Raw genomic sequence first — 13,409 nt, 5'->3', positions numbered from 1 at the left:
AATGAATACAGTTAAAGGTATACGAATCATGCTTGTTGATGACGAACCTCATATATTACAATTTCTAGAAATCGGTTTGGTCAACGAAGGTTATGAAGTAAAAACGGCTTCAGACGGAATGAGTGCGGTCACTTTGGCACATGACTTCCAGCCCCATGTTGTCATTCTTGATGTTATGATGCCTGGTATTGACGGATTCGAAGCCTGTCGAATGATTAAGAAGATTGGATATACTGTAGCTATTATTATGTTAACTGCTAAAGACGACATAGATGATCGGGTCAAGGGACTCACTCTTGGAGCGGATGATTACATGGTGAAGCCATTCAGTTTCGATGAGCTATTAGCCCGAATTCAAGCACGACTACGCAATCAATTTCCGAGCTTATTAGGAGAAGTCATTCTAGGTCCCTTCCAAGTCGATGATCGAAGAAAAGAAATTATTTATGATCAAAAAATATTGGAGCTGTCACCCACAGAATATGAGCTTCTGAAATTTATGGTCATTAATCATGGCATCGTACTCAGTAAGGCTAAAATTCTTGACGCTGTATGGAGTTATGACTTTGGAGGAGAGGACAACATTGTTGAAGTGTATATTCGTTCTCTGCGTGAAAAGTTGAATGATAAGGAGCATCGGCTCATCCGTACCTTTAGAGGTGCCGGATACCGAATTGATCTGCCATGATTAGGGCATGGTTTGTCCGATTGAAAATGATACTCGCCCCTCAATCTCTTCGATTCCAGCTTCTAACCCGCTCATTATTAATTATGGCTATCCTTCTGCTATTGGTGGGATTATTACAGTTTATTGTGATGAAGAATTTCATCTATCGGAAACAAGCAGAAACGATGGAAGCACAAATGCAATCGATGCCACGGGAATTTTTTATGCAGGCGGATTCTGGCGCTCTCCCAAACCTTAGGAACCCAATTAATGCCCGCCTCATCGATCGTCCAGGTGGAGATGCATTCCTCTTCATGCCGGATATATCACTAGCTTGGATAAGTTCTGCTGGAGTCTATACTGATATTTCCGGAAGTAATAACAATAACATCTCACCCATTCTCCCAACAGAAGAATATGAGTCTTTCCTAAAGGGATCCAATCCTAATAGGGACACTACCTACAAGATTGTCCAGAATCAGAACGGTATCGAACAATTAGTTGTATTCAGATCTATAGGACCACCTAACGATTCATACGGCATTCTTCAAATGGGTACGAATACCGCACCCTTACAAGAACAGGTGCTACAGCAGTTACTCATATTTATCAGCTTATCCGCCATTGCCTTAGTCGCTGGAGCTGCCCTTTACTTGCCTGTTCTTCTTCGCACATTGGTTCCTTTATCCAATATCGTCAAGGCGGTTGAAGTAACCGACGTGGGCAATTTGGCTGAACGATTTCCCGTTCATCAAGGTCAAGAGGAAGTTGAACGATTGTCGATTTCTTTTAATGGGATGCTAGAACGGTTGGAAATTTCATTCGAAGCAGAGAAAGAGGCACGCGAACAAATGAGACGTTTCATTGCAGATGCTTCACATGAACTGAGAACACCTCTGACTTCAATACATGGCTTCTTGGAAGTGCTGCTCCGCGGTGCAGCTGCAAATCCTGAACAGCTTAAGAGTGCTTTGAACAGCATGCATGGAGAGTCCAGACGAGTGAATAAATTAGTTGAGGATCTGTTGTTATTAGCTAAGATAGACCGCTCGCCTCAGCTTCAGTTAACAGTGATAGCCTTGGATGAACTCATTCGAGAAATGGAGCCACAACTTGAGATTCTCGCAGGCGACCGTAGTATTAACATCCATTTAACAGACGAAGTTCAAGGGATATACGATTCGGATAAAATAAAACAGGTTATCTTGAATTTATTCCAAAATGCTGTTCAGCATACAGATTCACAGACCGGAAATATTATGATCACTCTTGTCACTGTAGGCAACAAGGCGCAACTTGCGATCAAAGACAACGGTCCCGGTATTCATGAGAATCATCTTACACATTTATTCGAGCGCTTCTATCGTAGTGACTCATCCCGAACTCGTAAATATGGTGGAGCAGGTCTAGGACTATCCATTACAAAGTCCATTGTCGAGGCTCATGGCGGAATCATCCGTGTTGATAGCATACTCGGACAAGGAGCAGCATTCATCGTTGAAGTGCCCATTACCACTCGACGTGTTATGACATAACTAAAGGTCTGTTTGATGCTAGCGATACTTTCTGTAACTGCTCCACGTACGATCTATATTAAGATGGTTTACATTTGTTATATATCATCTCAAATGGATGTTACTTCGCTAGATCAAAAAACAAGCCTTGGAATATGATCCAAGGCTTGTTTGGTGTAATTGTTCAGTTGAAATGATTCTACAGATAGTTATGGAAATGTAATCTTTCGGTTCGATCCTGCTAGAGCATTAACAGTTGCTCTTACACCATCTGCTTTTGATAGTATAAATACATTGTATCCAACCGAATCTGGTTTAAGCTCATTTCCAGTAACATCGGTAAATCCGGATCCAATACTTATTATTATATTTGGATTATTCCCCACTGGGATCGTCTCATAAACTGCGGCAGAGACACTACTCGCAAGATTGAATGAATTCACCTGACCTACTGGTACCATCATCACGACGTAATCAGAGATTCCGTTTTGATTTATTGGCTTAGTAAAACTAACTGTCCAACTTGAACCATCCGCGTTCGGCGCTGCTTCAATATTAGTCACAGGAGCTACCGCTACTGGTAGAGCACCAACGAGGGTAATCTCATTCGAATAGGATGCTAGTGCATTCGTACCTGCATAACTTCCACTACCTACAGACAAGACGAATACACGATAATTCGTACCATTCCTAATTGTTGTACCATCTACGTCTCTTGCACTAGATGATAGAACTTGGCTTATACTGCTTCCTGTTTTAGAAACATAAGTATAATTAGAGCTGGATACCGCATTGGCTGATGACAGATTAAAGTTACCCGCATTGCCCGATTTCACAACCATAATACGATAATGGCTAATATTATATTCATCATAGGCTCGATTAAATGACACACGTAAGTCACTACCATTACCATTGTCACTTACATCCGTTGCACTAATGTTGGTTACTTGACTAACATTATTATTATTATTCCACAATGTCAATTCATTCGAATAAGAAGATAACGCATTCGTATTGGCATAATTGCCTGTGCCTACGGACAAGACGAATACGCGATAATTCGTACCATTCCTAATTGTTGTACCATCTACATCTCTTGCACTAGATGATAGAACTTGGCTTATGCTGCTACCCGTTTTGGAAACATACGTATAATTAGAGCTGGATACCGCATTGGCTGATGATAGATTGAAGTTACCCGCATTGCCCGACTTCACAACCATAATACGATAATGACTAATATTAGATTCATTATTTACTCGATTAAACGTAACCCGTAAATCACGGCCGTCACCATAATCGCTGACGTCTGTTACACCAATATTCGTAACAGCATTTACATCCGTATTAACAGCTAAAGTAATCGTTGATGAATAAGATGACAACGCATTATTCCCTACAGAACTCCCCGTTCCAACGGATAAGACAAATACTCGATAGCTAACGCCATTCCTAATCGTTACACCATCAACATCTCTTGCATTGGATGCTAGAACTTGACTTATATTAGTTCCTTTCTTAGTGATTGTCGTATAGTTAGAGCTTGATACTGCATTAGCTTTAGTAACGTTAAAGCTGCTAGCATTATTCGATTTAACTACAAATATGCGGTATGAACCTAATTTCGATTCATCGGCCACTTTATTGAAACTGACCAACATATCGCGTCCATCGCCATAGTTACTCACATCACTAGCTACCATATTAGTTACGGCTGCCACCGAGGAACTATTAGAAATATTCACTGTTGAGGATGCATTAGAAAGCACACTTGGAATGGATCCCTTACCCACAGTCAACACATACACAACGTAAGATTGATTGACTCTAATCAATTCTCCACTCACATCTTTAGCTTGGGAGGATAACGTTACCGTTAGATCTTTACCTTGAACTGGGACCGATGTATAATTTCTATTCACTAAGGCTGTTGCAACATTAAAAGTTGATGACAATCCCGATTTGATGACAAAAACACGATATTCACTCACACTAGATTCCATCGTTGCCTTAGGAAAACTTACCTGCAAGTCACGACCATCTCCCGAATGACCGATAACTTTCGCATTGATATAGGATACAGGATTGACCTTCGTGGTTGTTGTAATCGTTACCTTTTTTGTCGAAGAATTCCAATCTACCACTTCACCGAGTGCTTCACTAACAAAACGAACTGGAACCAATACTCTTCCTTTTATAATCTGAGCAGTTACATCCAAATTTACCGTTGTATTATTGATCGTCGCCGTCTTGGAACCTAATTTTAAGACAATCGTCTTGCCATCTCTAGTCGCTGTTACGACCTTCGTCTTCTGATTCCAATCTACATTCGCGTCAAGTGCTTCAAAGATTGCCCGCAAAGGTAATAGCGCACGACCGGATACCAGAATTGGATCCTGATCCGTAGTTAGCTTAACCCCATTAATAAACACACCAATTGGAGTAGCTGCTTGCACTTGCGTCTGAAACAATACTGATATTACCAGAATACTGGAGACAATGACTGACATAAACTTCTTCATACAAGTAAACCTCCCTTAATTACATTTCATCTTAATATCTAAGACGTTATAACTCAATCAAAAGTTTCTCCATTGTGATAAAAAAGACAAAAGACACCTCAGCCGGTGTCTTAGCCTGTCCTACTATTCAGGAGTGTGCTTGTTAAGCCTTCTCTAATATTTGCTCAATTTCACTTTTGAGCAATAGATATCTATGGGTACTTCTCATAATCGGAACTTTATTTAGTTTGTTCTTCTCTACATATACTTTCATTTGATCCTTCGTGAGACCTAAACGGTTCCCTGCTTCGGTAACAGTTAACACCGCTTCATTACTGGTGGCATTAAATGTTTTTTTCACTTTTTGATTCCAATCTTCAAATTCTTGCATATTCTATCATCAACCTTTCTTATTCCTCAATCGATGATCTACACTGGACTGATATATTCATTATACCATGATCTGTCACTCTTGTGTGCGCTTAAGTGATTCCTTTTGCTTTATTACGTACATTCTAGCGCATATTCTACCCAAAAAGTGATCATTATACAATAAGACCCTCAATCGCAAGGATTGAGGGTCTCGTCGTTCTACGAGTATATGTTAGAATAAATCACTTAACATATCAAGAACTGAGTTTTTCTTCTTTTTGTGTTTATAATTTCTATCATCTGAAGAGTTTCTACTATCATCTCTTCTATGGTCTTCATATCTTTCATTATTATCATCACGGTGCCATTCATTGTATTCTTGGCGCACTTCACGTACACCCGACATGAGTTTGTCTAATTCTCCACGGTCCAACCAGACGCCTTTACAATCTGGACAAACATCTATATGGACACCATTCTTATCTACTTCTCTCATCCTTACATCATGACATACTGGGCATTTCATTCGCAGTCCCCTCCTAACATATTAGTATGTCTACTAATACGGAAGTCAATACATCAGGTTTCATTTTACACTTCAATCCAACATCTGGCTTCCCCAGACGGTCACTCCAGTTTTGGACATTGCGCTAAATGTTAGAACTTGCTTCTCCGCAGCCGAGTCCCATTCACTTGAAAATACACCCTCATGAATACTCCCGCCACTTACCAACGCTGTCGCTTCGGCTGAAGTGGGGGTTTCTGATGTATCATCCCATTTATTTCAGGATTCTTAACACCAGTGGAGTTGACACGTTGATGGTCTGGTTACCATCCAACCCCTCTATCCCATTCGCTCCTTTGGCGGATACGTTTGGGAATACTTTTCGCATAATATTGGCTGCGCCGTTAACATCGGCATGAATCAAGCCCTTCGTATTCTTATACAGACCGCGGTACATCCGTTTGCCTGAGAAGATCCATGTCCCCTCTTCACCATAACTCGGCAATGGGTCTTGATCCAGGAAGCTGGCTTTCGAGGTATACGCTTCTTCGGTCAAGATAACGACGATTCCCTGTTCTGCTGCCTTATACTTCATCATCCGGATGAGCATCTGGTGGGGAATATGAGTGAAGGACTGATTGTTTTTCCGTCCTATCCCGGGCGCTTGCTTTCATCCATCGTTATGCCCTATGACGATCGTACCGATGTTTTGCTCCACTGCCAATTTGACGATACGATGACTTGCTTTGTGGAACAAGTCTTTAATCCTACGGTGGCGCTTCAGATGGAGCCGTTCTAATCGTTTGGACGTATACGCTCCTTCGAGAGGTTCCTTGCCCTGGCGAAGAATACCGATATAGTGCGCTTTCATCTTGTTGTAATACTGATTGATCGATTTAACAATCTTGCCCTTCACGATGATCGGTTTCGCTCCAGTCGTCGTGACGATGGTTGCAAGATTGACTACGCCAAGATCAATCGCCAGCATGTGTTCTTGTATCGCTTCCTTCTGTTCGAGCGGACAAGCGAAGATCAATTCGATCACGTATTGTCCATGTCTTGGGACGACACGTACTTGCATCAGTTGTCCGTCAGTACAGCCCAGCTTGCCTATATTCAGTTGCAGCTTGGTCTTTGGAAACTTGAGAAATTTCCGTTCTTTGATCACACAATCTTGATTGGAAAATATGACTTCCTTCACTCTGTTCCGAGCGTACCCCGGAATATGGGGCTTGCCGTTGTACTTCTCAGGATGTTGGCGGTAGTCCTTGATGCTGGCAAAGAAGGCTTTCCAATTGTGGAACACTACTTTCATGATTCCCTGACTGCACTGCGTCGGGAGCGCCCGATAGTCGATTTGATTCATCACCTTGAACAAAGCGTCCAAGAAGTTGTAATGAACAAAGGGAGTTTCTTGCGACGGTAGCTTGAACGGATGAGAACGGTTCTTTTCACTTCGTCGTTCGTTCATGACGTCAATATGTGATGCCAGTGTGTCCATAACTTGCTGTTGCAACGGCTGAAGCGGCTCATTCTTCCCAAAGGCGGTAACGATCTGCCGGATGTAAAAGTTGGTCGTATTATACAGGTGCTTGGCATCTTCACATGCTTGATCGAGGTACGAAAATAAGCGATGGCTTGGCTTAATCCACACTTGATGGGTTCTGTACATTGTATTTGAATCTGACAAAACTTCACCCCCTTCCAGTCGCGTAATGCGAATATACGTTCTATTCCTATTATACCTTTTAAGATTTAGGAAGGGAAGAACATCTTGTCGGATTATTCAGGAGGTCGCCGATTCACCTCGCCACTTGTAGAAGTGGGAGTCCTCTCGGCGAAAACTGATAGATAGTTCCATCCTCACTAGGTTCACCCCACATGCCGGATTTCAGAATGATTCCTTGATCTTTATATGGTCCTTCCACTTGATCAGCTACTGCCACCCCCATGGCTGATCTCGGAGAATCCCCTTTGCATGCATTGTAGTACATATAAAACTTACCATCCGCTAGCTGGATAACGTCCGTCGCCCATAGGGTATCCGACTCTGCCCAAGCTAATACTTCTTTCAACTCATCCTTCACATTCGGAATCATTATATTCGTATTCTTAACTCCAGAATCAACGAGTTCCCAGTTCATTAAATCCTTCGTCTTAGCCGCTGCTAGATGTGAACCAAATACGTAGAACATGTCATCCACTTTTATAATGGAGGGATCATGTACACATGATTAATGTTGTTGGCTTTGTCCGATTATATCGATTACTCATACTTTTCAGTTCTCCTCCCCTAATGTCGAAAATAGGCGCTAATAGAATATTCTCTGGAAGTACCCACTAAAAAGGTGTTGTTATTCTTATAAACGCGCATTACGTTAACATTACAATTAATATGTAAGTGTATTTATTAACAATGGCATTATGCGCTCTCAAAAATCAATCATCAATTAACAAGTGGAAAAACAGCAACATATGCAAAGTTGCTGTCTTTCAGCTTGAAACTCATTCTATCTAAACTTTGCTCATTCTTATATTTATCTTTTAGTAATAGACATAGCCCTTCTAGCCTTCGTGCAGTTTAAATCATACACCCTGCCATAAGCTTTAGCGTATCTAACAATAGACTCTATCATCGCTGAGTCAGATAGCTTAGTGAACGGGCACGGATCAGGTTTCGTATTCACCTCTAGGATCCAGATTTTCAAATGATGGTCAATGGCTATATCTAATCCAATCTCATTCATTGCGGGATAAGAATCATTGAATTGTTTGGCAGTCATCAACCCAATACTAGTCATTTCATTGATCAGTTGTTTCGCCTTCTTTGGTTCCGTTACTTTCGACAGCAATTCATCTGCGGCATAGATTGTTCCACCTTGGCTTCCATTAGTGACCACTCTCTTGGGATGAGCAAGTCGTACAGCTATACCTGTACAATTCCACTTCCCCTTCTGATTCCTTTGTATCATAACTCGAAAATCAAAGGGTCTCTTACGATACTTCAGCATCTTAATACCTCGTTGTACAAGATAGGGCTCGTTCCCTATTCGACGTTGAATGGATATATACATTTGTTGAAATGTACGGAAGGAAGATTCTCGAATGCCATCTTGATAACGATACGTAGATCCACTCTGTTCAATTCTGATGACCCCAATACCACGCGAACCACAGACGGGCTTGATATATACCATTTGGTACCATTTCAGCATTTGAGAAAGCCTACTGATCGTTAATCCCATAGTTTGAGGAATATAAGGAGTCAATTTAGGGTTTTGCAGCAGGACTCTTGTCTTAATCAGCTTACTAGACACATATTTGCTTGTTCCATTCATGAGGAGACTCCCCTTCATAATAAACAATCCTTACTACTAACTTATGGATATCAGATTACATAAGTGAAGAATACGCTCCATATTTATTTGCATTCATACGAACCTGCATAGGCTAATCTACATAAGGTAAAGCATCAAGACTAGCGGAGGATAAATAATGCTTATTACTCAGGAATTAGAACAATATATTCAGCGTACTGTCAATCGATTTCCGTGGTATAAGTCTCTAGGATCCCCTCATAACCGTTATACAACTGCGCACAGTCTAGAAGACCTTCCTCTTTTGACATCCACTGTACTAGAGAAATATTACTACATTCCAGACTCTCCTTTGGAACAATACATGAACCATCATTGCTATCGAACTTCAGGAACCAGCAGTAAGCTTAGAAAAAATATATATTATTCGAATCATGATGAAGATGAATATATTCGGATTAAAGCCCGCGTAATGAACACTATTCTAAACGGTTATTCGGCCACTAGAGTATTAATCGACATGGGCACAGGACATGCGGCAGCCACTGCCAAAGTACTATTCGCTCAGCTTGGATTGGAAGTCGAAACAGTATCTTTTCAGCTTCCAATTCAACAACATTTAGAGAGACTTACTGTCTTTAGACCCGACGTGCTATACACTATGCCTTCCATTCTTGAGCGTATCCTATTGTCATCTAATGATCCAACAGCATATGGCATTCGCAAGATTATTCTTGTTGGTGAAGTAGCATCTCCTACCTGGCAACAGCAAGTAGCAGACCTAATGGAGCTATATCCAAATGATATAACAGATACCTACGGATCCATTGAGATTGGAACTATTGCTCGTTACGACCATACCGTCGATCGTTATATCATCGTTGAAGGAATTATCGCTGAAGGTCTAACTGCTCAAGGGGTGGGGCAGGTTACAGACGTATTAGCAGAGAATGAATCCGTGCTCGTGCTCACTTCTACGGTCAGAGAACTATTTCCCGCACTCCGATTCGTCACATATGATGTTGTGCGCGATTTCCAATCCGAGATGGTTAACGGACAGATGAGACAGAGCTTTCAAAGTATCACTCGCAGAATTGGCAATGAACTTAAACATGGAGAGAAGATCAGTCTGTATGACATTGAAGTTGCCGTAATTCGACATGTTCATGATGCATGTATTCGGGTCACTTCGACGAATAATGAACTAACCGTACAAATCATTAACAACTCAGGTTCTTTGGATATGTTCGTGCTTGAAGCGATCCAGCAGGAAATTTTACAGCAGATTCCCGAGATCCGAATCATGATCCAAAATGGACTGTTGCAGGAAATCCGAGTGATTCAAGGCCTCTTCGACGATTCCCAGCACAGAAATACAATTAAATTAAAAAGAATTCACAATCAGGAGGACGTATTGTGATGAACATTGATGAAGGATTATTTAGTACCATTGGATGTACACCATTAATCCCACTTCGGAGGTTGTTCGAACAAGTACCCTTCAACGTATTCGGCAAGCTTGAAATGATGAATCCGGGGGGAAGCATTAAAGACAGATCGGCTCTGAATATGATTCGTGAAGCGATAAGACGTGGCGATCTCCGTGAGAACTCTGTAGTTATCGAATCAAGTTCAGGCAACCTTGGTATAAGTCTTGCTCTTATTTGTCGTTATTTGGGTCTGAGATTTATCTGTGTCGTAGATCCTCGAACAACGCAAGCGCACAAAGCGATCATTCGTAGCTTCGGTGGGGAAATTAATCTCGTTACTGAAAAGGATGAATTAACAGGGGAGTTTCTACCAGCACGTATACGGCGGGTTAACGAACTTCTTCATCATATCCCGAATAGCTATTGGACTAATCAATATGGGAACCCGGACAACTATCTTGCGCACGAACTTACGACGATGCCAGAAATTGCGAACATGCTAGGCAAAGTAGACTATCTATTCTGCGGGGTTAGCTCATGCGGTACGATTCGGGGCTGTATGGAATATATCCGTAAAAATAACTTACACACGAAGATTGTAGCTGTTGATGCAAAAGGTAGCGTTATATTTGGAGGGAAGAAAGGTTCGAGGCAATTCCCTGGACTTGGCGCAGGCATCGTCCCAGCCCTCTATCATCCAGATGTCGCAGACATCGTCATTCATGTGACCGACATGGAATGCGTTCTAGGTTGTCGCGATCTTATTCATCATGAATCCATCATGGCTGGCGCCTCGTCAGGAGGGGTCATCGCTGCAATTCAGAGAATGGTAGCATCGATTCCTGAAGGTTCCATATGTGTGGCCATTCTACCTGACCGAGGTGATCGTTATACGGATACCATTTATGACGATGCCTGGGTCGAACGCGAATTAGGAATAAGATATATCAATCCTCGGGATCATCAGTCATGAAATATTTAAATGACGATCATATTAAGACCATCGGCATAGATTGGACTAAGCTTATTGAGGTTATCGAGAGTACTGTTTCCACAATAGATAGAGGAGAATATGAACAACCATTAAAGCCTTACTTACGATTTCGTGACCCATCACAACGAATTATTGCCATGCCCGCCTTCGTTGGAGGTAAGACCGAGATGTGCGGAATCAAATGGATTGCAAGCTATCCTGATAATATACGAAAAGGTCTACCTCGTGCTCACAGTACTATGATCCTGAATGATCCCAGCAATGGAAAACCGCTAGCTTTCATCGAAAGTGGCCTGCTCAGCGGTTTGCGGACAGCAGCCGTTAGCGGACTCGTTCTCAAGCATTATACTTCTGTTCATAAGCTCAAATTTATAAGATTGGGCATTGTAGGCTGGGGTCCCATTGGACGTCTCCATGCATCGATGTGCGCAAGTGAACTCGAAAATAATCTTGCTCAGATCTCACTTTACGACATCAAGGGTATCGACCTGACAACTATCGATCCTGTATATCATCCTATAACCAAAATAACGGACAATTGGCAAGAAGTCTACCGTCATTCGGATATATTCACCACCTGTACGGTGTCTGCACAACGCTATATTGACGAATCACCTCCGACTGGAACGCTACTGCTTAACGTTTCTCTTCGAGATTATTTATCCAACAGCGTCAAAGACATTCGAGCTATTCTTGTAGATGATTGGGATGAGGTATGCCGAGAGAATACAGATATCGAGCGGCTTCACCGGGAACATGGGTTGACACAAGATGCAACGTTCAACCTGTCGGATATAGTATGTAGGAATAGCTTCGCTGATGTTGATCGGAATGATACGGTCTTCTTTAATCCCATGGGACTCGCTGCCTTTGATGTAGCCATAGCTACTTACTATTTAAGGGAAGCCGATCGTTTAGGTGTTGGTATTTCCCTCTAGTGAATATCTACTGTTAACAACTATCCAAACTCGTTTGCAGTTCTTGTCATCGCCTTCACCATTCACAAATAGGTACATTAAATACATCTAAATTCAACCCAATTCCTCTAAAGCTAACTTTAGTTGCATGGAGTACATCTAGATTACTGGAATCCTCACTTTTTACCGTTATCGCCATTTTTAACTGTAGTTTTGATAGCTAATTCCCCCGTCCCCTACTTTTCCTTCTATATTAAATGTAGTTTTTGCATCTATTCTAGTCTCACCTTCACTACCTTTATCTCGAAGCATTGTTCGTCACTATAACATCGACACTCTCTGCAAAAACAGATAGACTTTTAATTATCATAAAGGTTAGAGTAGACACTCCCCCAGAAAACATATAAATTCTTATATATTAAAAAAAGACCCTAGTTAAGGGTCTTTACATTCGAAACAATAAAAAAACTGATTGAAATAATGGGTCATGAAGGGCTTGAACCTTCGACACCCTGATTAAGAGTCAGGTGCTCTACCAGCTGAGCTAATGGCCCGTACACAAATGCCAAGGGATATTAATAAGGTGCCGTCGAGAGGACTTGAACCCCCAACCTACTGATTACAAGTCAGTTGCTCTACCAGTTGAGCTACAACGGCGCACCAATAAAACATATTCATACAATAAAGATGGTGGCTCGGAACGGAATCGAACCGCCGACACAAGGATTTTCAGTCCTTTGCTCTACCGACTGAGCTACCGAGCCATATGTAAGATTAACTTCAATTAATAATTGGTTGCGGGGGCAGGATTTGAACCTGCGGCCTTCGGGTTATGAGCCCGACGAGCTACCGAGCTGCTCCACCCCGCGTCATTAAAAAATATTAAGTTGGTGACCCGTAGGGGACTCGAACCCCTGTTACCTCCGTGAAAGGGAGGTGTCTTAACCACTTGACCAACGGGCCGTAAAAACTCGAACCTGTAATAACTAAAACAGTCGAACGCTCAACTAACTAAGCTAATGAGCGCTATTAGCGTCTATGTTAATCAGGCAAAAAAAACCACAAATCATGTGGTTCTTATGCTTGGCGACGTCCTACTCTCCCAGGACCCTGCGGTCCAAGTACCATCGGCGCTGGAGGGCTTAACGGTCGTGTTCGGGATGGGTACGTGTGGAACCCCTCCGCTATC

Annotated in this window: 11 protein-coding genes, 5 tRNA genes, 1 rRNA gene and 2 pseudogenes; 5 read left to right on the top strand and 14 right to left on the bottom strand. The window is 42.0% G+C overall.

Going from position 1 to position 13,409, the window contains the following annotated elements; translation table 11 throughout:
- The first annotated feature begins 1 nt into the window (after nucleotide 1).
- Both AC1TO8_RS22410 and AC1TO8_RS22405 read left to right on the top strand, forming a co-directional pair.
- Entirely contained in the window at nucleotides 2–688 is a 687-nt protein-coding gene (locus tag AC1TO8_RS22410) for a response regulator transcription factor (RefSeq protein WP_482057812.1), read from the top strand.
- Nucleotides 685–2,202, top strand: a complete 1,518-nt coding sequence (locus AC1TO8_RS22405) for a sensor histidine kinase (protein WP_482057811.1) — start codon at nucleotides 685–687, stop codon at nucleotides 2,200–2,202. Before AC1TO8_RS22410 ends, AC1TO8_RS22405 begins: the two co-directional genes overlap by 4 nt.
- Nucleotides 2,203–2,390: 188 nt before the next feature.
- Here the strand turns inward: AC1TO8_RS22405 and AC1TO8_RS22400 are convergent, their stop codons facing one another.
- From AC1TO8_RS22400 to AC1TO8_RS22370, 7 genes and pseudogenes are all read right to left on the bottom strand, one after another.
- Nucleotides 2,391–4,706, bottom strand: coding sequence for a copper amine oxidase N-terminal domain-containing protein (locus AC1TO8_RS22400; protein ID WP_482057810.1), 2,316 nt, complete (start codon nucleotides 4,704–4,706; stop codon nucleotides 2,391–2,393).
- Between the two features lie 142 nt (nucleotides 4,707–4,848).
- Nucleotides 4,849–5,076, bottom strand: coding sequence for a DNA-binding protein (locus AC1TO8_RS22395; RefSeq protein ID WP_482057809.1), 228 nt, complete (start codon nucleotides 5,074–5,076; stop codon nucleotides 4,849–4,851).
- A gap of 213 nt (nucleotides 5,077–5,289) precedes the next feature.
- The gene (locus AC1TO8_RS22390; RefSeq protein WP_482057808.1) at nucleotides 5,290–5,583 is read right to left on the bottom strand and encodes a TFIIB-type zinc ribbon-containing protein; all 294 of its coding nucleotides are present in this window, start codon (nucleotides 5,581–5,583) and stop codon (nucleotides 5,290–5,292) included.
- Between the two features lie 72 nt (nucleotides 5,584–5,655).
- Nucleotides 5,656–5,790, bottom strand: a complete 135-nt coding sequence (locus AC1TO8_RS22385) for a lipocalin-like domain-containing protein (protein ID WP_482057807.1) — start codon at nucleotides 5,788–5,790, stop codon at nucleotides 5,656–5,658.
- A 46-nt stretch (nucleotides 5,791–5,836) separates the two neighbouring features.
- A pseudogene (locus AC1TO8_RS22380) lies at nucleotides 5,837–7,234 on the bottom strand (RNA-guided endonuclease InsQ/TnpB family protein).
- A 175-nt stretch (nucleotides 7,235–7,409) separates the two neighbouring features.
- A pseudogene (locus AC1TO8_RS22375) lies at nucleotides 7,410–7,790 on the bottom strand (family 43 glycosylhydrolase); the annotation flags it as partial.
- A gap of 309 nt (nucleotides 7,791–8,099) precedes the next feature.
- Nucleotides 8,100–8,900, bottom strand: coding sequence for a YheC/YheD family protein (locus AC1TO8_RS22370; protein ID WP_482057806.1), 801 nt, complete (start codon nucleotides 8,898–8,900; stop codon nucleotides 8,100–8,102).
- Between the two features lie 157 nt (nucleotides 8,901–9,057).
- Between AC1TO8_RS22370 and AC1TO8_RS22365 the strand changes: the two genes are divergently transcribed.
- The 3 genes from AC1TO8_RS22365 to AC1TO8_RS22355 are packed head-to-tail and all read left to right on the top strand — an operon-like array spanning nucleotide 9,058 to nucleotide 12,241.
- A complete protein-coding gene (locus tag AC1TO8_RS22365) occupies nucleotides 9,058–10,299 on the top strand; it encodes a phenylacetate--CoA ligase family protein (protein WP_482057805.1) in 1,242 nt (413 codons plus the stop codon).
- A complete protein-coding gene (gene sbnA, locus AC1TO8_RS22360) occupies nucleotides 10,299–11,282 on the top strand; it encodes a 2,3-diaminopropionate biosynthesis protein SbnA (protein WP_482057838.1) in 984 nt (327 codons plus the stop codon). Before AC1TO8_RS22365 ends, sbnA begins: the two co-directional genes overlap by 1 nt.
- Nucleotides 11,279–12,241 (top strand): 2,3-diaminopropionate biosynthesis protein SbnB, encoded by a 963-nt coding sequence (locus AC1TO8_RS22355; RefSeq protein WP_482057804.1) that lies wholly within the window; start codon nucleotides 11,279–11,281, stop codon nucleotides 12,239–12,241. Before sbnA ends, AC1TO8_RS22355 begins: the two co-directional genes overlap by 4 nt.
- 55 nt (nucleotides 12,242–12,296) lie before the next feature.
- Here AC1TO8_RS22355 and AC1TO8_RS22350 read toward each other — a convergent pair whose 3' ends face one another.
- The 7 genes from AC1TO8_RS22350 to rrf form a co-directional block, all read right to left on the bottom strand.
- Nucleotides 12,297–12,419, bottom strand: coding sequence for a hypothetical protein (locus AC1TO8_RS22350; RefSeq protein ID WP_482057803.1), 123 nt, complete (start codon nucleotides 12,417–12,419; stop codon nucleotides 12,297–12,299).
- 282 nt (nucleotides 12,420–12,701) lie between these two features.
- Nucleotides 12,702–12,774, bottom strand: a tRNA-Lys gene (locus AC1TO8_RS22345).
- Nucleotides 12,775–12,804: 30 nt separating this feature from the next.
- Nucleotides 12,805–12,877: transfer RNA gene (locus tag AC1TO8_RS22340), tRNA-Thr, on the bottom strand.
- Nucleotides 12,878–12,908: 31 nt separating this feature from the next.
- Nucleotides 12,909–12,984: transfer RNA gene (locus tag AC1TO8_RS22335), tRNA-Phe, on the bottom strand.
- 28 nt (nucleotides 12,985–13,012) lie between these two features.
- Nucleotides 13,013–13,089: transfer RNA gene (locus AC1TO8_RS22330), tRNA-Met, on the bottom strand.
- 19 nt (nucleotides 13,090–13,108) lie between these two features.
- Nucleotides 13,109–13,183, bottom strand: a tRNA-Glu gene (locus AC1TO8_RS22325).
- Between the two features lie 118 nt (nucleotides 13,184–13,301).
- Nucleotides 13,302–13,409, bottom strand: a 5S ribosomal RNA gene (gene rrf, locus AC1TO8_RS22320); the annotation flags it as partial.

It is taken from the genome of Paenibacillus sp. Y859, assembly GCF_056786405.1.
The sequence above is the reverse complement of the archived record's forward strand: the minus strand, read 5'-3'. Positions and strand labels throughout refer to the sequence as shown.

Coding starts and splice junctions, on each gene's coding strand:
- AC1TO8_RS22390 (WP_482057808.1), bottom strand. CDS start 5,583: ATGAAATGCCCAGTATGTCATGATGTAAGGATGAGAGAAGTAGATAAG.
- AC1TO8_RS22400 (WP_482057810.1), bottom strand. CDS start 4,706: ATGAAGAAGTTTATGTCAGTCATTGTCTCCAGTATTCTGGTAATATCA.
- AC1TO8_RS22395 (WP_482057809.1), bottom strand. CDS start 5,076: ATGCAAGAATTTGAAGATTGGAATCAAAAAGTGAAAAAAACATTTAAT.
- AC1TO8_RS22370 (WP_482057806.1), bottom strand. CDS start 8,900: ATGAATGGAACAAGCAAATATGTGTCTAGTAAGCTGATTAAGACAAGA.
- AC1TO8_RS22355 (WP_482057804.1), top strand. CDS start 11,279: ATGAAATATTTAAATGACGATCATATTAAGACCATCGGCATAGATTGG.
- AC1TO8_RS22365 (WP_482057805.1), top strand. CDS start 9,058: ATGCTTATTACTCAGGAATTAGAACAATATATTCAGCGTACTGTCAAT.
- AC1TO8_RS22405 (WP_482057811.1), top strand. CDS start 685: ATGATTAGGGCATGGTTTGTCCGATTGAAAATGATACTCGCCCCTCAA.
- sbnA (WP_482057838.1), top strand. CDS start 10,299: ATGAACATTGATGAAGGATTATTTAGTACCATTGGATGTACACCATTA.
- AC1TO8_RS22350 (WP_482057803.1), bottom strand. CDS start 12,419: ATGGCGATAACGGTAAAAAGTGAGGATTCCAGTAATCTAGATGTACTC.
- AC1TO8_RS22410 (WP_482057812.1), top strand. CDS start 2: ATGAATACAGTTAAAGGTATACGAATCATGCTTGTTGATGACGAACCT.